General features: G+C 55.5%; 13 protein-coding genes. 5 read left to right on the top strand and 8 right to left on the bottom strand.

Annotated features, from left to right (window positions below):
• Positions 1-41: 41 nt before the first annotated feature.
• The 8 genes from G9E11_RS06295 to G9E11_RS21465 all read right to left on the bottom strand — a co-directional run bounded on the left by G9E11_RS06295 (position 42) and on the right by G9E11_RS21465 (position 9,853).
• Positions 42-1,901 (bottom strand): DUF4012 domain-containing protein, encoded by a 1,860-nt coding sequence (locus tag G9E11_RS06295; protein ID WP_190603963.1) that lies wholly within the window; start codon positions 1,899-1,901, stop codon positions 42-44.
• 180 nt (positions 1,902-2,081) lie between these two features.
• The gene (locus G9E11_RS06290; protein ID WP_190603961.1) at positions 2,082-3,518 is read right to left on the bottom strand and encodes a sugar transferase; all 1,437 of its coding nucleotides are present in this window, start codon (positions 3,516-3,518) and stop codon (positions 2,082-2,084) included.
• Between the two features lie 51 nt (positions 3,519-3,569).
• Positions 3,570-4,544 carry a GDP-L-fucose synthase family protein gene (locus tag G9E11_RS06285; protein WP_190603959.1) on the bottom strand — a complete coding sequence of 325 codons (975 nt, stop codon included), beginning with the start codon at positions 4,542-4,544 and terminating at the stop codon, positions 3,570-3,572.
• Positions 4,544-5,572 carry a GDP-mannose 4,6-dehydratase gene (gene gmd, locus G9E11_RS06280; RefSeq protein ID WP_190603957.1) on the bottom strand — a complete coding sequence of 343 codons (1,029 nt, stop codon included), beginning with the start codon at positions 5,570-5,572 and terminating at the stop codon, positions 4,544-4,546. Before gmd ends, G9E11_RS06285 begins: the two co-directional genes overlap by 1 nt.
• Before the next feature lie 39 nt (positions 5,573-5,611).
• A complete protein-coding gene (locus G9E11_RS06275; protein WP_190603955.1) occupies positions 5,612-6,853 on the bottom strand; it encodes a glycosyltransferase in 1,242 nt (413 codons plus the stop codon).
• 100 nt (positions 6,854-6,953) lie between these two features.
• Entirely contained in the window at positions 6,954-8,072 is a 1,119-nt protein-coding gene (locus tag G9E11_RS06270) for a glycosyltransferase (protein WP_190603953.1), read from the bottom strand.
• Positions 8,069-8,614, bottom strand: a complete 546-nt coding sequence (locus G9E11_RS06265) for an LbetaH domain-containing protein (RefSeq protein ID WP_190603951.1) — start codon at positions 8,612-8,614, stop codon at positions 8,069-8,071. The genes G9E11_RS06270 and G9E11_RS06265 overlap by 4 nt, the downstream gene beginning before the upstream one ends.
• A gap of 108 nt (positions 8,615-8,722) precedes the next feature.
• Positions 8,723-9,853 (bottom strand): glycosyltransferase family 4 protein, encoded by a 1,131-nt coding sequence (locus G9E11_RS21465; protein ID WP_190603949.1) that lies wholly within the window; start codon positions 9,851-9,853, stop codon positions 8,723-8,725.
• A gap of 498 nt (positions 9,854-10,351) precedes the next feature.
• Between G9E11_RS21465 and G9E11_RS06255 the strand changes: the two genes are divergently transcribed.
• The 5 genes from G9E11_RS06255 (at position 10,352) to G9E11_RS06235 (ending at position 17,646) form a co-directional block, all read left to right on the top strand.
• Positions 10,352-11,893: a tyrosine-protein kinase domain-containing protein gene (locus G9E11_RS06255; protein WP_246468777.1), complete on the top strand. Its 1,542-nt coding sequence runs from the start codon at positions 10,352-10,354 to the stop codon at positions 11,891-11,893.
• Between the two features lie 174 nt (positions 11,894-12,067).
• Positions 12,068-13,486, top strand: a complete 1,419-nt coding sequence (gene wzy, locus G9E11_RS06250) for an O-antigen polysaccharide polymerase Wzy (RefSeq protein WP_190603947.1) — start codon at positions 12,068-12,070, stop codon at positions 13,484-13,486.
• 499 nt (positions 13,487-13,985) lie between these two features.
• Positions 13,986-14,780 carry a glycosyltransferase family 4 protein gene (locus tag G9E11_RS06245; protein ID WP_190603946.1) on the top strand — a complete coding sequence of 265 codons (795 nt, stop codon included), beginning with the start codon at positions 13,986-13,988 and terminating at the stop codon, positions 14,778-14,780.
• A 133-nt stretch (positions 14,781-14,913) separates the two neighbouring features.
• Positions 14,914-16,128 (top strand): MATE family efflux transporter, encoded by a 1,215-nt coding sequence (locus G9E11_RS06240; RefSeq protein ID WP_190603944.1) that lies wholly within the window; start codon positions 14,914-14,916, stop codon positions 16,126-16,128.
• A gap of 147 nt (positions 16,129-16,275) precedes the next feature.
• Positions 16,276-17,646, top strand: coding sequence for a Gfo/Idh/MocA family oxidoreductase (locus G9E11_RS06235; RefSeq protein WP_311764313.1), 1,371 nt, complete (start codon positions 16,276-16,278; stop codon positions 17,644-17,646).
• The last annotated feature ends 284 nt before the right edge of the window (positions 17,647-17,930 follow it).

Here is a 17,930-nt window from a genome sequence, read left to right as displayed (position 1 = left end):
CAAAGTCAATCCAAACACTTTACATACAGTTAATGAGCTGGCTACGAAGCCGGCGCACATTTTGTCAGAGCCGTGTCCAAGAGCACGTCCTTCAGGGCTTGAACTGTTGGCGTTACGGACAGTTTTGGTTCGGTGTGCTGCACTATTTTGCCGAATGTGAAGTCAACGGTGCTGCTCTCGCCTGGAGCAAGGCGGACTGTGACCACACCTACGGGCCGGCCACCGTGCCGCTGAGAGGCAAAGCCAGTTTTCTTGCCCCCCACAAACGCTGTTTCCACGTTCGACTGAACAGGTCCATACGCGATGACGTTCGTCTGTACGCTCCCTGCCGGTACGCCGAACGCACCGCCTCCCGTTACATAGGGCGGAAGAGATGTCGCCGCGTCTTTTGGCGCCGTATTGGTGCTCGTAATTCGCACCTTGACTGCGGCGTAACCGTTAGCAGGACACTCTTCAATGAGCTGCACAGTTCTCTTGACGTGGTAGTCCATTTTAGCGCCGGTGCCATCGTTGAAGTACACGCCGAACTGTGCGGGGGAGATGCTGTCTCCGGTGACGGAGCCACTCAATGGGTACTTTGCCAGTACGGCTTGCTCACCTGCGTTTGTGGACCACAATTGCACCCTGTGCTCCCCAGCACCGCGGGTGAGGCTGGCAATAACCTTTTCCGTGTCCCCGGCGCCTGCGGACAATTTTTCGAATACTTCCTTGGCAACGCCCGCGAAGTAGACATCCTGCAGCTCCGGTTCGTCGATTTGCAAATAGACGTCTGAAAGTAGCGTCCGCACTACGTTTTTAGCTGTGAGTTCAGTGGGCAAGCGTCCGGCTATGGCAACGTCAATCGCCGGGTCGACCGAGACTGATCCTGCCGCCTCAAGCACATAACCGAGCGCAACTGGGTCGATGGAAAGAACGCCGTCGACTTTGTTTCCAGTCTTCCTTTCCCACATCTCTTGAGCTGTCCGAGCAGCAGTTGGGTAGTCAGGCGTTAGGTTGACATCCTGCATGAACTTGCCGAGCCGCACGGAATAGATGCCTTCCTGTTCTGCATCGACACTGACTACTGGTGTGAACGTACCTACCGCCGATGCACTGGACTGTGACCCGAGGGACAACTTACCCCGGTCCACAGACAAAACTGCTAGAGCACCTGGGATGCCGCCCGTGGCCCGTGCTTCCGCATTATTTTGGATAAGCAGGAGGTAGCTGCGGGGAGCCTGCTCGCCCATCATTGCGGGCAAGATGCTTGCAATGTCAGCTGCCGAGTCTAGTCCGTCACGCAGCGTGGTCAATTGATCACGGGCTTCAATTAAAGGCGAGGCTATTTGGGGTATCAACGCCTCTGCGTCGATGCTGCTCAGCCTATTCGACGACTGCCGTACGGCGTGAGCGGCTGCTTTAAGGCTTGGTTCTGCTTCGACCAATGGCGTCAGCTTTATGCCTTCACCCTCTGTTCTCGTGGACTTAATGTCCAGGGTTTCGAACACAGACACCAAAGGGGCAGCCCCCAGTTGGGCTACGTCGTCGGCAGATGTGGCGACGATCGTCGTAGCTTGGAAATTGGCCCCGATCCACGGCAGTTCCCCTGCAATTGTCCAGAGCGGGTCAGCAGCTGCCTCTCGCGCCCGCTTAGTATGCGCCTTTAGCGCACTGACGTTCTCTGCTGCTGCCGGTGCGTCGTTATCGACGACATTGTCTTTGAGAGCTGAAACTAAGGCACTCGCGGCACCTAGCTCAGTGCTGATTGTGTGGCCTTTGAGGGCTAGCCAGGCGGTGCCTCCGGCTGCTAGAAACAGTAATGCTCCGACACCCACTGCAAATTTAAGCAATCGGCGGGTTGAAGCACGCCGGCGTCCTAGTGCGGACGGGCTTAGTGGCGTAGTTTCCTCCAGATTAGTCATTGCGACAGTCGTCCCGGGCCGCGTACGGTCAAACCGGCTGGGCGCCACTCCCCAGCATCAATTCCGTCTACTTCATGTCCGAGCTTCGCTATGCAGGGAGAGTGCAGAGCGCCAATATGTCCGCCGCGACTTGCTGTGGTGCACATTGCAGTAGTTCCTTCCCCAAAAGGGTCGTACGGCTTAGTAGGCGCCGGTGCTGTGAAAGACAGCGCGGACCGTCCGGAGGATGATGAGCAGATCGCCGGCCAGGGACCAGTTCTCAACGTAGTACAAGTCGAGCCGAACGGAGTCCTGCCACGAAAGGTTGGAGCGGCCACTTACCTGCCAAAGACCTGTAAGGCCCGGCTTTACTAGCAACCTTCGACGCACGTCATGTTCGTAGGCTTCGACCTCCCGCGGCAGTGGTGGTCGGGGCCCTACAAGACTCATGGAACCAGCGAAAATATTAAAGAGTTGGGGCAATTCGTCAAGGCTGTACTTGCGGAGGACGCCACCTATGCGGGTAACTCTTGGATCATTCTTCAATTTGAACAGGACCCCGTTTCCCTCATTCCGATGGGTGAGTTCGGCTAAACGCTCTTCGGCATCCACGACCATTGAGCGGAATTTGAGCATCCCAAAAGGCTTGCCCTCGATGCCCACGCGCTCTTGTACGAACAGCACAGGCCCTTTGCTGTCCAGCTTGACCAGAACCGCTACGACGGCCATCACAGGTGATGCTGCCAGAAGGAGGAATCCAGAGATCACAACGTCAAAAAGGCGCTTGGCGACGCGCTGCCCACCCTCCAAGGTGGGCGTTGTCACATGAATAAGGGGTAAACCTGCAACCTGCTGCGTATGAATTCTCGGGCCGGCGATGTCCGTCAGCGCAGGCGCCATGATGAGCCCAACGTTCCGTGACGCCAAGTCCCAACCTAGGTGCCGCAAAGTCTGCGGATGCAATTGGACGCCAGCCGAAACCGCAACAGCGTCAGCGCCACACGCTTCAATCGCTTCAATGATTGAACGCGCATCGGGCTTATGTCCCAGGACCGGGAGCCCAGATTCCGGTTCGAACGCCGGTCCTCCATGCGACCCGGGAATGTAGGCCGCAATCGGCAGGTAGCCAGCATGCTTTGCGCGGTCCAGTGAAGCTGCGAGGTGCGCCACAGCGCTCGGGCCACCAAGGAGAAGCAGCCGGGACATGCTATTGCCACGCTGACGGTTCACGTTTAGGTGCTGCCTAATTAGCCAACGGCCCATAAGCAGGCCGAGCAGCCCAACGGGCAGTGCAACGCCTACGTAGCCCCGGGCGGTGTCCACCCGGAACACGTACGAGACAATCGCCACGAGACCGAACAACCAAAGCGACGCAGCCGCGACTCGTTTGTATTCGTCCGGGCCGGAACCCAAGATGCGGCTTTGTCTGCTGTTCCAAGCTCCGAGCATGAACCACCAGACCAATACCAGAGCAACTGAAATCCAAGCGTAGGCAACTTCCTGACCGGCCACGACAAAATCGGGATCAATTCCGAAGCGGATGATGAAAGCTCCTACCACCGCCCAAACAACGATGAAGGCATCAACGATACCCAAGAGACGCGCCGATCGACGGCGCCAGTCAGTGTCCGCTGGCATGAGAAATTCCCCCACTACGAAACCTCACACATCTAGGCGCCGATACCGCGGCTAAGCACGGAGGGCTGCCAGATTCTCCCGGTACCATTCAACAGTTGACCGAACGCCTTCCGGAAGCCCAATTGAAGCAGACCAGCCAGCTTCAGCCAGCTTGGACACATCCAACAGCTTCTGCGGGGTTCCATCAGGCTTCGAAGAATCCCACTCTATGATTCCCTGGTAGCCAACGGCGTCCGCAACTATCGAAGCGAGTTCCTTGATGGTGATGTCGGTACCGGTACCGACATTCACTTGCGAAGGCCCATCATAGTTCTCCAGCAGATGAAGGCACGCAGCAGCCATGTCGTCCACGTGCAAGAATTCTCGGCGTGGGGAACCCGTTCCCCAGTTGGCGACGGATTCCCTCCCGGCTCTTGCGGCCTCATCGTATCTCCGGATGAGCGCAGGAAGAACGTGTGAGCCGTGAGGCGAAAAGTTGTCCCCTGGGCCATAAAGATTTGTTGGCATGGCGGAAATCCAGGAAAGACCATACTGTCGACGAACAGCCTGAATCTGCATTATTCCCGCGATCTTGGCTATAGCGTATGCGTCGTTGGTGGGCTCAAGGTGCCCCGTGAGCAGGGCATCTTCACGTATTGGCTGCTCCGCGAACTTAGGATAGATGCACGAGGAGCCCAGAAACAGAAGTCGTTCCACGCCGTATTCCCGGGCAGCATCAAGGACGTTAACCTGAATGCGAAGATTTTCGCTCAGGAAGTCCACTGGGTACGTGCTGTTCGCTAGAATTCCGCCCACTTTCGCAGCGGCCAGGATAACGTATCGCGGTTTGTTCTCGGCGAAGAAGGCGAACACGTCGTCGCGGTTCTTGAGATCGAGTTCGTCAGAGGTTCGTCCCATGACATGGCCAAAACCGGAAGCCTGCAGCTTTCGCCAAATCGCCGAACCAACCAATCCTCGATGGCCGGCAACGTAGAACGTGGCAGAACGGTCGAGTGGTGCGGGGACGAATTCTAGATCTGATCCCATTAATTCTTCCAGCTATCGAGGTGCACGGTGTCGATCCAGTGATTGCCGGCATGCTTCAAAGCTTCGATGTCAGCGTCCACCATGATCCTGGCGAGCTCAGGCGTGTGGACGGACGCCTTCCAGCCCAATTTTTCCTGGGCCTTCGAAGAATCGCCTACGAGCGCATCAACTTCAGTGGGCCTTAGATAACGCTCATCGAAACGAACATGGTTTTCCCAGTTCAAACCCGCGTGGTCAAATGCAATTTGGAGGAAATCCCGGACTGTGTAGTTTCCGCCGGTGGCCAGTACGAAGTCTTCAGGTTCTTCCACCTGCAGCATTCGCCACATGCCTTCAACATACTCTGCCGCGTATCCCCAGTCGCGGACGGCGTCCAGATTACCCATATACAGAAGGTCCTGCTTGCCAGCCTTGATAGCCGCGACGGCACGGGTGATTTTGCGCGTAACGAAGGTTTCCCCTCGGCGTGGGGATTCATGGTTGAACAGGATGCCGTTAACCGCGAACATTCCGTAGGCTTCACGGTAATTCTTGGTAATCCAGTAGCTGTACACTTTCGCAGCACCGTAGGGAGAACGGGGATAGAAAGGAGTGTCTTCATTCTGCGGCGGCGGAGTCGCACCAAACATCTCAGAGGAAGAAGCTTGGTAGAACTTGGTTTCGATGCCAGACATGCGTACGGCTTCCAGAAGCCTGATTGAGCCCACGCCTGTCGTGTCCGCCGTATGTTCGGGCTCGTCAAAGGAAACCCTGACATGAGACTGGGCAGCTAGATTGTAAACTTCATCCGGTTTAATTTCAGCCAGAAGAGTCACCAGTCTTGCGCCGTCGCTGAGGTCGCCGTAGTGCAGAAAGAGCTTAGCTTTGGGGTCATGGGGATCAACGTAGAGGTGGTCGATCCTCACCGTGTTGAATGTTGAAGCCCGGCGGATCAGTCCATGAACTTCATACCCTTTGCCAAGAAGGAGTTCGGCCAAGTATGAGCCGTCTTGTCCAGTGATGCCGGTAATCAGCGCGCGTTTGGTCACGTTGCCCCCAATAGTGCGAAAGTTAAGAAACGCGCAACCCTAACGGCCGCGCGTCGATGCCAAGCTTGATATGAAGACATCATACTTGGCAATGGCGGCCTCTCGAGACAATGTTTCGTTTCGAAAGCGCAGCCCCTTCTTCCCAAGTTCGGCGGCCAACTGGGAATCGCGTCCCAGTTGCTCAGCAGCTCTAACTAGAGCTTCGGGGTTGGCGGCGTCGACCCTAATTCCCCCTTCAGATGCCTCGATCTCCCCTGATGTGACGCTGCGGGGATCCGTTGCGGCGATCACGGGCACGCCGGCGTTGAAGTATGACGTGAGTTTGCTTGGTACTGCCATGTCACTCACACCTGGCAACTCGTTGACCAACAGTACGTCGGCGGATACGAGTGATCTCTGGAATTCTGACCCCGGCAATGGGTCCAAAAAGTCCAATCGGGCCACGCCCTGTGCCAATTCCTCTAAGCGTTGGCGCTGGTTCCCATCACCCATCAGCACGAATCGCACTGGACTCTTGGAGGAGTCTGCAATGCGAGCCGCTTCGACGACGTTCTCTAGCCCTTGCTTCATTCCCATGTTTCCGGCATGTAAGACGACCACGTCATCGTTTGCCCAGCCGAGGCTACGCCTGAACTCTTGCCGGTCTGTCCGTGGAGATTCGGGAAGATGTGTCCAATTGCGTATTACCTTTATACGATCGGGATCCACGCCGAGTGAACTGGATATGAATTCTCTAAAACGGTCATGGATTGCCACCACGCCGTGTGACGACCGAAGGATTGATGACTCCGCGAGTCGCATTAGAAAAGCTAGGCGGCTAGAGCCGGAACGAGTTTCCACCACACCACGGCTGTAAAGGTCTTGTACCCAGATTCCGACGGCCGGGCGGCCCCAGCCGATCCGACACCGAAGAATAGCCATGCCCGATGAAAAGAGTGCAGGACTGATAACCAGGACGACGTCCGGCTTATTCCAGCGGGCAAAAACAGTACGCAAGCCGAAGGTGACCTCCATGAGCAATCGAGAAAGACCGCTTGGACGCACAGGGATGAAATGTCTCAGACGCTTTACGTCTACGCCGTTGATGTCTTCCTTCATCTGCCAGCCAGCGTAACCATCCTTCAGCCGCCATTCCGGGTAATGGGGATAGCCTGTAATCACAGTGACCTGGTGGCCTGCCGCCAGTAGTCCCTCGGCCAGGCTGGCAGTATAGGGTGCATTTCCTGTGGGTTCCGGGCTGTAATTTAGCCCCAAGATTGTAATTCGCAGTTTTCGTGGCATGGTCGACTCTTTTCTGAAAGCAAGGGCAGGGCTAAAAGTGCAGTAGTTCGCCAGTCAGGCACTAGCTATGCGAGGGAGCGCTCGGAACAGTGCGGGCAGCCTATATGGCCTTCGTATAGGTCCGGCACAATTGACCTACCACCTGATCCATGCTGTAATCACGCCGGGATAATTCGAGAGCACTATTTCCCATCTCTGCCAATACTGTCGGATTTGCAAGCAGGCTTTCAACTGCTGCCGTGAGTTCTGGGAGTCCGGGACCGACAACTACACCAGCTTTAGCGCCGGATATAGATGAGGCCAAGCCACAAGTGTCTGTAACAACTACTGGTTTACCGAGGGACATTGCTTCTAAGACCGACATGGGGAAAGGTTCATCGACGGATGGCAGGACGTAAATCGAGCATCTAGAGATCCTATCCGCTGCCTTTTCTGGCGATACGGCACCTTCCCAGCTGAGCGCGTCCTTCATGCCTGCTTCTGCGATTGCGGCTGCCACCGCGCCTCCTTCGCCCTCATCGGGGCCGACCAGAACAAACCGCACTGCGGGAAACTTGGTGTGCAACTGTTTGGCCATCTCGACGAAAAGGAGCGGCCGCTTGCGTTCCTGAAGTCGGGCGAGAAAGAGGACTTCTATCGCGCCATTCTCTGAACTCCGGGTCGGTCGTGCCTGAGGTACACCATTGTGAAGTTCCTGAAGGTTGGATAGTCCTGGAGCGATCTCCTTTAGCGCCTGACGTTCATGCTCTGTTAGGAAGAGGACGCTATTGGCTGCGGTCAATGCGGGAAGTGTCAAGAATCGGTCGAGGGGCTTGGACAGCAGCCTGTCCGAGGCGTCAATCATGCCGTGCGTCTGCAGGACGTAAGGAACTCGGTGATGGGCTGTCATCCAGGCGCTTGGTAAAGTCACGAGATCCCGACCCATGTGGATATGAACGATGTCGGTGGCTTTGAGAGCCGAGCGAAGCCAGCCTTGCAGCTGAGGGGCAAAAACGCCTGCGAACCCTAATTTCGGAACCGGCCGATGAGCGCGGAATAGCCTGACCGGAACTCCGTCGAATTGTTCCGGTAATTTGCCCGTGTAACCCATGGCACCAGCAACCAATGTCACTTCATGATTTGCTTCGAGCAAGGCTCTGGTCTGATTGATGGCAACCCGTAAAGGGCCCCCGTATGCCCCGTCGGGTGTAACTAGGGTTGCGATCTGTATGATTTTCACGAGGCATTTCCGTTCGTGACAACGAGGGCTTTGGGGGCCAAGACGCGGGCTCCAACCGGTACGTCACCGGTTACAAGTGCCCTAGCCCCGATAACCGAATGCGCACCGATAGCTACCCCCCGAAGTATTGTGGCCTGTGTAGCGATCCAGGCCCCGTCGCCAACTGTTATGGGGGCGTTGTCGAATTCGAAGCTATCCGAAGCAGCATCATGACTGCCCGTGCAGAGGAGCGCTGCCTGGGATATGCAGACGTCGGAACCTATAGTTATGGGCTCAAGGTTCAGTAGCCAGGCATCGACCCCAATCCATACATCGTTACCTATGCGCAATTTCCAAGGCCAGTGAATTCGTACGCCATGCCGAATCAGCACCCCGCTGCCAACCTTGGCGCCGAACCCGCGGAGAATGAAAACTCTAAACTTCGGGGGACACCACAAGCGCTCGAATATGGCAAAGGAAGTGAGGACCCAGAGCGCCTGAAAGACGCGATTCCTCCCTTTGTCATATCCGCGTCCGGAGAACTTTGCTAGTTGTCTTCCCATGATCATTTCTTTTCTGCAGTATTCGAGGGAGTGGGGCCGCAATAAATTGTGAATCCGGCCAGGGTTCGATTTCTTAACACCAAACCACGCGAAGCGGTGAAACGTTTATCAGGCCAGCAGTGCTCTGTTGAAAACCTGAGCAAAGTGGGACGGGGTGTATTGCAGAATCTCTGGCTGTGGTATTTTCCCCTGCCAGGAATCGCGCGACCTACGCATTTGCTCTGCCAAGTCTTCAAGGTCCGGCCCGGCCAAGAAGACCCCCTTCATGGATGCTACTGAGTGCGCCACACCGCAATTTGTGGTGACCACCGCATGCATGCCTGCCGCTAGTGCCTCGTTCACCACGAGACCCCAAACCTCTGTGGAAGACGCCAGAACAAGGCTATCGTGGTCCGCCATGATGGCCGGCAGGTCGGAATAGGGCACTTGAGGAAGCAACAGTATGTGTCCAGCAAGCGAAAGTGCCTTTTGAGACAGCTCATTCTCCAACGGCCCTGCTCCGATGATGGTCAGACTGTCTTCGCTCTGTGCCACATCCATAAACGCATCGATGATTGCATCCACCCGCTTGCGGTATATGAGTTGACCCACGTATAGAAAGCGATGTCCGCAAATCGGCGCTGCGTCAGCCTTGGCTGAGGCGGCGAGTGCTGCCCTTCGGAAGGAGTCGACGTGAACAGCGTTAAAGCCTTCGTGGACCTTCGATCTGCTAACTCCGATAGAAATAAGTGCCGCTGTCGCAGCGCTTCCGGGTGTTACCAGCGCGTGCATTGATCGAAAAAACTTGGAGCGGATCCATGCCACAGGCCCATTCTGAAATTGCATTGTCTCTTGGGTACTTTCATAGAAAGCAATGCATTTAATGTTGAACAGGCGAGCGAACACGAGAAGCACCCAGTAGGCTGGTGATTCCCATCCTCCAAAGACGACAGCGTCGTACTTTTTCAAGCTTGTTATTGGCCTTATACCTGCGAGAAAATAGTACTTCGCTTCACCACGCCGCCACTTGACGGTCGGGACCTCATGATAGGCAACTCCTCTAGCCTCACCATGAATCCAGTCACGTCCACGATTCGACTTGCGGTCACGAAGAAGTGATTTGTTGGATTCCAACAAACCGACATGCAAGTCATGTTGTCCGGCCAGCCACTCCCATACAGGCACTCTATAAGGGGCAGCCAAATTGGTTAGCCACAAAACTCTAAGGGAATCCGTCTGGCGCGTTCTTTCGTTGTCCACGTGGTTTGGTCCTAATCCATCCATGCTTAGAAGGTGACAGGACTGAGCGGGTTGAGGTTGTGGTGCAGGTTAACCCCAGCGCCAGTCGTCCCAACGGCTCGTCCATTCGTTGCCGCCTTTGGGTAGGGCGGTCATCTCTTGTGGCCCGGTTGATACTACCTTGTTGCTAGTTATGCAAGAAATGTCCCCCGGGGCCTGTCGAGACGGACATTCAAGGCACGGCGTACCAGTCCGTGGAGAGCATCGCTACGTAAGAGTCCGCAGGTGGTGACGGCCGCGCCAGCCGCGACTCGCTGACCACCCCACGCGCTGCCCACAGCAATGTCTAGTGGATTCGCAGACTTCGGAGCGGCGAAGGGCATGACGCCGCAGAACCGGACGCTACGGAGTTTCAGGTACCTGCGTTATTCTTCGGCAGTCAACTCATGCTGGGACGGATTATGTCCACCTGAAAACGGCGTGCGAAGTTTAGCCGCTAGAATGATGGTGACCACGACTATGGCCGTTCTGGTGGCAGCCCATCTGGCGCCCCCGGGAACTAATCAGGGGGACCCCGCTTTGGAGTTGAGCGACTACGCGCGCATTCTGCGCCGCAACTGGATTTTGATCGTTGCAGCAGCCTTGTCCGGTGTGCTTACCGGTGGGCTGGCATCCGTCTTGACGCCCCCGACTTACACTGCAGAGACGCAGCTCTTTGTCGCGATACAAAGTTCGGGATCAATCCAAGAGCTGCAGCAGGGAAACACCTTCAGCCAGGCCAGGGTCCAGTCTTACGTCAAGACCGTCGACTCTCCCGTCGTCCTTCAACCCGTCATAGAAAGTCTCGGTCTCTCGCAGTCTGCAGATCAGTTGGCAACGCAAGTGAAGGCCACGACTGATGTCAACACTGTATTGATCGACATCGCGGTGGAGGACAAGTCGCCGACAATGGCTGCGGCGATTGCGCATGGGGTGGCGGACAGCCTTGTGGCTGCAGTGGATTCCCTAGAAAAGCCGAAGGGAGGGGGAACGTCTCCAGTCGCACTCTCAGTGATCAAGCCGGCAGCGGCTCCTGCAGCACCTTCTGCACCTAACACACGAACTAATCTTGTTTTAGGGCTTTTTGTCGGGCTCATTCTCGGTGTGGCCGCCGCAGTGCTGCGGACGACCATGGATAGCCGGATTCGTGGAGAGGCGGATCTGCGTAGAGTAACCGATTCTCCGTTGCTTGGCGGGATCGCTTTCGATCAGGATGCTACTCGCAAACCGCTGCTGACTCAGACCGGTCCGCAAAGCCCCCGAGCTGAGTCCTTCCGTCAGTTGCGAACGAACTTGCAGTTCGCCAATGTGAGTGGTCGAGCGCGCTCCGTCTTGATTACATCTTCGCTTCCTGGGGAGGGGAAAAGCACTACCGCCACGAATTTGGCCATATCGCTCGCCCAAGCGGGTCATTCGGTTTGCCTCGTGGACGCTGACCTGCGACGACCCATGGTCAATGATTATCTGGGGCTTGACAGGAATGCAGGGCTAACGACGGCTCTGATCCGCTCTGCATCGGTTGACGATCTCCTTCAGCCCTGGGGCGAAGACAATCTACATGTTCTTACTTCAGGGCGGATACCACCAAACCCGAGCGAACTCCTAGGTTCCGAGGAGATGCGCAGCCTAATAGCGACACTCGAGTCGACCTTTGACATTGTTATCATCGATGCACCGCCACTCTTGCCGGTCACGGACGCAGCCGTACTATCTCAGCACGTCGGTGGCGTTGTGATTGTTGTCGGATCGCAGAAGATTCGAACCCATGATCTGGAGAAATCGTTCGGTGCCCTAGAAATGGTGGGTGCCTCGGTTCTTGGCGTTGTTATGAACCGTCTGCCGGTCAAAGGGCCGGACGCGTACGCATACACGTACTATTCCAACGCGCCGGCAGAAGGTGCCAGCGAGGTATCAGAAGTGCTTAGCACACGCCGGAACTTGCAGGGGAAGCCCACCGCAGTCTTGTCGGAAAATGGTATGCGGCGCCCCAGCAAGTATCCTCCGTCAAACATCCCTTCTTGAAGTGAAAAAGAAGCTGGTGGCACTGCCGTCAGGGGCATTCCGAAAGGCGCTTATGGTGTTCCCTTCAAGGCATTGGAACGGAACTTCTCGGTGAGCCGAATTAGTTGGACGTCTGCGGCCTACACGGCCCTCATTGTTGTCGGAGTCGTTTCTGTCGTCGCGCTAGCCTGCTATTTGGAACAGAATCTGGAGCCCGCGCGCCTTGGCCTATTAGCTGCCCTCGCGGCCGTGGCCTTCGGCCTACTTCTAGTTCGCTTAAGCCGTGGCCCGGTAGGGCCACTCTCTTCGATTGCGCTAATAACGTATTGTCAGATCCTGATATTTGTGGCCCGCCCGGCGTTCGCCATCGTCTATCAAGACTCACGCAACATCTTCACGCTCAATCCCTATGATGATTTTGTGCTTCATGCCCAAATTTACGCGGGCTTGGGTTACATCGCATTGTGTGTTGGTTATGCAATAAAATCTAAGCCGGTGCGTGGAGGTGATGCCACTTCTAAACCCATTCGCGCGTTTACTGACGAGACCTGGAGTCGGCTCGTCGTCCCGATTTATGTCGTTGTCGCGGTTGGCTATGGACTGTATACCCTCTACGTACTGCAGGTGGGCTGGTCTGCGTATTGGGCCGCCACACTGTCAGGGCGGTCTCCCGAATTGCGTTCCGCGCTGAACTCGAATTCCGGCTATTTATACTCGGGCCTACAGTTTGCAACTGGGGCGTTGATGCTCGTCGTCTATCAGGCTGCCCTCAAAGGGCAGAAAGTTAAGGCACTTGTGCTCGTCGCGATGCTTGTCTTGTCGGTTTTTCCCCAGATTGCGTCGGGGAGCAGATCCGTGTTCATACCAGTGGGCGTAGGTTTGTTGTTCATTCTTCATTCAGTGAAACCTTCCGTAATGAAAATGTCCAGGGTTGCGCTCTGGGGACCGGTGGCTTTTGTCCTCGGGTTCGTTGCTCCACGTATCTGGCGTGACAATTTGGCTACCGGCGGTTCGATAGTCGACTCTCTCCGTGTGGCAGTTGAGCCAGAGAATCTCTTTGATAACTTTTTTGGCGGCTTAGACACTGCAATGATCGATTCTTATGCCCTGCAAATTGCAGCGCAGCAGCAGGGTGAGATTAGTTACCAGTTGGGGTCGACGTACTTGGGCTTGTTTTCAAGCGTAATCCCCAGAGCTTTGTGGCCAGGTAAGCCAGTTTCAGTGGACGAACTGCTTAATGCGGTCCTTTTTCCTGCTACAGACGCAAAAAATATTGGCTTCGCGTTTGGCGTCTATAGCGAACCCACTTTGAACTTCGGGCTGCTAGGTGTCATTTTTATCCCATTACTCGTGGGATTGGCGTTGGGCGCATTGACCAACCGCGTTAAAGCTTCCAATTATATTGTTCCTTCCTTCGTTCTATTGATGGTGACGTCGTACGTGTTTCCTATCATGCGGGGGAGTATTTCGTTCGATTCGCAACGCCTGCTGATTTCTTTGGCCCCGGTTCTCATTGTTCTTCTTCTCTTTCATCGTGACGCCGAGAATGGTGACTTCCTGCCTGACCGTCGAGCCAAATTTCTCAAGATTCGCCGACCTGCCGGTGCGGCGTGACTAATCAGAGCTAAGTGAAGGAATTCGAAGTACCGTGATTATTGTTGCTAACCCGGGCACTCATCCTGAAATGATGAGAATCGCTTCGTCCCTCATAGCCGAGGGTGCCGATGTCCGGTATCTAACGAGTTCAAGTTGGGCCAGGGATTCCGTGACTCAACGAACTGCCCGTCTTGACATCCTAGCCAACTCGGCTTTTGCAGGAAATCTTCGACGGCGCGCTCTTCCCGAGCTCATTCGCCCGCGAAACGTCGTTGGCTTGGCCCGTCGTAAGGAAGTGCAGGTGCAGCTGAAAATGAGAGGCGACCGACCTCGCCTTCAGCCGGCACTGGCCGCCCGAAATAGGCAGTTCCAGAGCGACTCCGTTCGCTATACGGCACGGGCTAAAAACTTGGAGTGTGTCGTCGGACAGTACACTGCCTCACGTGAAATCTTTGAGAGTCTCGGACCGCGAGTTACCAAAGTCCTGAATTACCCCATTGCGCACCATCGATGGCTCATGACAGCCATGCAAGAAGAAGCGGTGCGAAATCCTAAGTGGAGCCATTTGCTCCAAGGGCATGACTTTTCGCCGGAGCAATTGGAGGCTTTGGACAGGGAGATTGAACTTGCTGACCACATCTTGGTCCCGAGTTCATTTGCGGTTCGGACGTTTCTAGAATCCGGCGTCCCGCCGGAGAAGCTGGTGATGTTTCCCCTGGGCTGTGCCTCGCCGGATGAATTCTCGGTGTCGGACATCGAGTCTGCTGTCCGTGAGAAGAGAGCACTCAGGGTCATTTACGCGGGCCAGGTCACGCAACGGAAGGGCATCGGCTATCTCCTGGAAGCGATAGCGGGGCTTGAAGGCGTGCAACTTCAAGTGGTTGGAACGGCCGGGGTACAGGCCAGAACCGCACTCTCGGCTTACGACAATGTTGAATACATAGAGAGCCAGCCTCGACGCAATCTCTATCAACTTCTGCAGAAAGCTGATGTCCTTGCGCTACCGAGCCTTGCGGAGGGGTTTGGTTTGGTGGCGTTGGAGGCCATGGCCAACGGGACGCCTTGCATCTTAAGCCGAAATACGTTTGCCGCCGATGTTGTAGACGACGGCCGCAATGGATTCATACTCGACGATGTGTCAATCGAAGCTATTCAGAGTCTCATCACCAAAATTGGCGGGGACCCAGAATCACTCGAAAGGATTGGGGCCGCGGCGGCGCAGACTGCCCGCGAGTATTCTTGGGACAGGTTCGGCGCCGGAGTTGCACGCTGGGTCCTGAGTGTCGTCGCTGAACGACGGGACCGACAATAGTGGTGGGGCTCCTGGTGCTCCTGGCGTGCGCGGTCGTCGTGGTTGGGAGACGAGAGGTCTAATGGGGGCCCTTTGGCTGAAGCTCAAGCATCGAAACATTCTCGTTATCGTTGACACTGCCATCGCTGCTGGTATGAACGTCATCCTCTTACTTGGAGCTGCCCGCTCCGTGAACGCTGAGGAATTGTCCGATTTCTCGCTTGTTCAGTTGATTGCAATGACGATGGTGATGCTCCAGCGCGCGTTCTTCTTGTCCCCAGCTCTGTCGGCGCAGAGAACGGGCGGCAGGGCGGTAATTCCTAAGCAGTGGGTACTGACGATCTCATTGCCGATGGCCGTACTGGGCGGACTTCTTATAGGGCTCACGGTAGGGCTAGATGACCAAAACTTCTTAGCGTGGACCTCGCTGGGCGTCCTTTGCGGGGTGGTCGTGTTAGCTCAAGACAGTCTGCGTTTTTGTCTCTTGTCTCGTAACGCGGTACATGGAGCGGTTGTAAGTGACGCGGTCTGGCTGTCATTGGTTGTCGGAGTTGCAATAGCAAGTGGGGTTCTCGTTACCGCAGAATCTCTGGCTCTGTACTGGGCCCTGAGCGGGATTGTGGCCATGGTGGCAGCCTTAGTGTGGCTCTTGCGTCGGCCATCAGACGAGCTTCCGCTTGCTGACCTTGGCCGAGCATGGCGGCTGGGGAAGTGGTCGGGCATTGACGCCCTAATGAGTGCCACTGCTAATCTACTGCCGATGCTCCTAACCGCCTTGGTTCTTGGTTCGGAGTTTGCCGGCACGTATCGCGTACTGCAAAGCGCGCTCGGGCCTCTCAATATCCTTAGCACGTCCCTCCTCACTCTGTTCGGTCTGGATTCCTGGCGGTTCGTCTCAGCGATAGGGTTGAGGAGATTGGCCCGAAAGGTTAGGCGAAGCGTTGGCCTGATGATCCTATTTGCGGTTAGTTATGTGGCTCTTGCTGAGATCGTCATCATCAGTATCTCGGGCCTTCGATCATCCGAACTACTTCGCATATCGATAATCGTCGGAATCGTTGGAGTCTTGGGCGCAGCCACATCTCCAGTTAACGCCGCTTCACTTGCGTTGGGATATCAAAAACATGGGGCCATTTTGCGCGCCGTAATTGTAACGTTTTCCATCGCTGTTTCCTTTGGCGCCGGCCTCGGGTTGCCACTGCCCTGGAATGATCCGATCGGTGCAGTTACACTTTTTGCAGCTAGCGCTGGACTTGTCGGTTGGGGGATCTCATATCGACGCGCCTTGGAGAAAGAGCGGCGACTTGCTGGGCAGGCGCTCCGTGATGAGAGCCATACTTTCGAACAGTCTTCACGCATGCATGATTGACCTTAGACGTCCAAACCTCGCCCTGGTACTTTGCGTGCTACGCCTCCCCGATCCGTGGAGGACGAGTGGATATTTGCGGGAGCATACAGCGTTTGTTGTTCACCGAGGGTTCATGTCGAGTTATTCGCTGCGTTCCCGGACGTTAGGATGGACCTCAGGAGCTTACTGAGGAGACAGATGCGGGTTATAACATACGGCACTTTCGATCTATTTCACGAGGGTCATAGGAAGCTGCTAGAACGTGCGAAGTCGTTGGGAAGTCATCTTATCGTCGGAGTGACGACCGAAAACTTTGATGATGCACGCGGAAAGCTTAACGTTCAACAAAGCTTGATGGAGCGGATCCAAAACGTACAGGCCAGCGGGCTTGCGGACCAAGTGATAATTGAAGAGTACGAGGGCCAGAAGATTCATGACATGCAGAAGTATGGAGTTGACATTTTCGCCATTGGATCGGACTGGAGGGGGTCTTTCGATTACCTACAAGATTATTGCCAGGTTATCTACCTCGATCGGACAGAGGGCATCTCCAGTACGCTCCTTCGAAAGGAGAACCTAGGTGTTGTTCGTCTAGGGATTGTGGGAGCTGGGCGTATTGCCAACCGATTCATGACTGAATCCCTGTTTGTCAGCGGAGTTCACATCGAAGGCGTTTGTAGTCGTACGCATGAGAGCGCATCCAGCTTCAAAAACAAGCACCAACTGAAGTACGCTACTACAAATTATGCCGACCTTCTAGAAAACGTAGATGCCGTATATTTGGCTAGTCCGCACGAGACTCATTTTGAGTACGCAGAGGCCGCTATTCGGCGCGGGATCCATGTCCTGTGCGAGAAGCCGCTGACCCTTACTGCTGCTGAGGCTGTGGCACTGTTCGATCTCGCCCGTGAGATGAATGTCGTGCTGGTCGAGGCGCTAAAGACCGCGTTTTCCCCCGGATTCCAAAGAATGGTGGCGGTAGCTCGAAGCGGTTCCATCGGTGACATCCGATCTGTCGATGCAACATTTACCAAGCTCGAAAAAGGGGACTTGAGGGAGTTGCAAGGCGGTGCTGGAGGGAGTATCTCGGAACTGGCGAGCTACCCGGTGCTTGCGATAGTGAAACTCCTGGGCGGTTCCTACCGGAGCCTGACGTGCTACTCGCACATTCCACGCACTTCAGAAGTAGATCTTTTTTCACGTATTGATTTGTTGTACCCTCATGCTCTTGCGTCTGCTCGTGTTGGACTGGGCGTGAAGTGTGAGGGTGATCTAGTTGTCGGAGGCACAGAGGGATATATCTACGTGCCGGCACCTTGGTGGAAAACGGAATACTTCGAGGCTCGATTTGAGGACCCTACGCGGAATAAGCGTTACTATTATAAGTTCGATGGCGACGGGCTGCGGTATGAAATAGCCGAGTTTATTTCGCTTATAAATGGTGGGCAGATCGAGACCTACAAGATGCGCGCTTCTGAATCTATTGCTATTGCTAGAATAATCGAAACTGCCCGTCAAGAGGCGGTCGTATTCGTCTAGCGACTGAGTCGGGAGCTTAATACTCGCTCGGCGGGTTCCTGCGAAGCCGGTGAGTGGCGGCGGCAGTATTCGCCATGATCCGTTGTATCCAGCGGCAGGAGCGCAACGTCCTCGCAGTTATCTGCAGTGGAAGCATTCGAGCCTCCGACCCCGAGCCATTAGGTCCTCCGCCGGGTTGCGGTGAGGAACATATTCGATTGATGCAAATAAGACGGCCGCCGAAGGTGTGCGAATGTCCAGAGCTCAGCCGGTCTACGGCGGAGCGCTTGCCGGTCCGCGGACCC

It is taken from the genome of Arthrobacter ipis (genome assembly GCF_014694315.1).
Classification (GTDB): Bacteria; Actinomycetota; Actinomycetes; order Actinomycetales; family Micrococcaceae; genus Arthrobacter; species Arthrobacter ipis.
The sequence above is the reverse complement of the archived record's forward strand: the minus strand, read 5'-3'. Positions and strand labels throughout refer to the sequence as shown.

What these genes read in the sequence shown, in the direction of transcription:
- G9E11_RS06295 (WP_190603963.1), bottom strand. Translation starts at nt 1,901, where the DNA reads ATGACTAATCTGGAGGAAACTACGCCACTAAGCCCGTCCGCACTAGGA.
- G9E11_RS06290 (WP_190603961.1), bottom strand. Translation starts at nt 3,518, where the DNA reads ATGCCAGCGGACACTGACTGGCGCCGTCGATCGGCGCGTCTCTTGGGT.
- G9E11_RS06285 (WP_190603959.1), bottom strand. Translation starts at nt 4,544, where the DNA reads ATGGGATCAGATCTAGAATTCGTCCCCGCACCACTCGACCGTTCTGCC.
- G9E11_RS06275 (WP_190603955.1), bottom strand. Translation starts at nt 6,853, where the DNA reads ATGCCACGAAAACTGCGAATTACAATCTTGGGGCTAAATTACAGCCCG.
- G9E11_RS06265 (WP_190603951.1), bottom strand. Translation starts at nt 8,614, where the DNA reads ATGGGAAGACAACTAGCAAAGTTCTCCGGACGCGGATATGACAAAGGG.
- G9E11_RS06255 (WP_246468777.1), top strand. Translation starts at nt 10,352, where the DNA reads ATGGCCGTTCTGGTGGCAGCCCATCTGGCGCCCCCGGGAACTAATCAG.
- G9E11_RS06245 (WP_190603946.1), top strand. Translation starts at nt 13,986, where the DNA reads ATGACAGCCATGCAAGAAGAAGCGGTGCGAAATCCTAAGTGGAGCCAT.
- G9E11_RS06240 (WP_190603944.1), top strand. Translation starts at nt 14,914, where the DNA reads ATGAACGTCATCCTCTTACTTGGAGCTGCCCGCTCCGTGAACGCTGAG.
- G9E11_RS06235 (WP_311764313.1), top strand. Translation starts at nt 16,276, where the DNA reads ATGGACCTCAGGAGCTTACTGAGGAGACAGATGCGGGTTATAACATAC.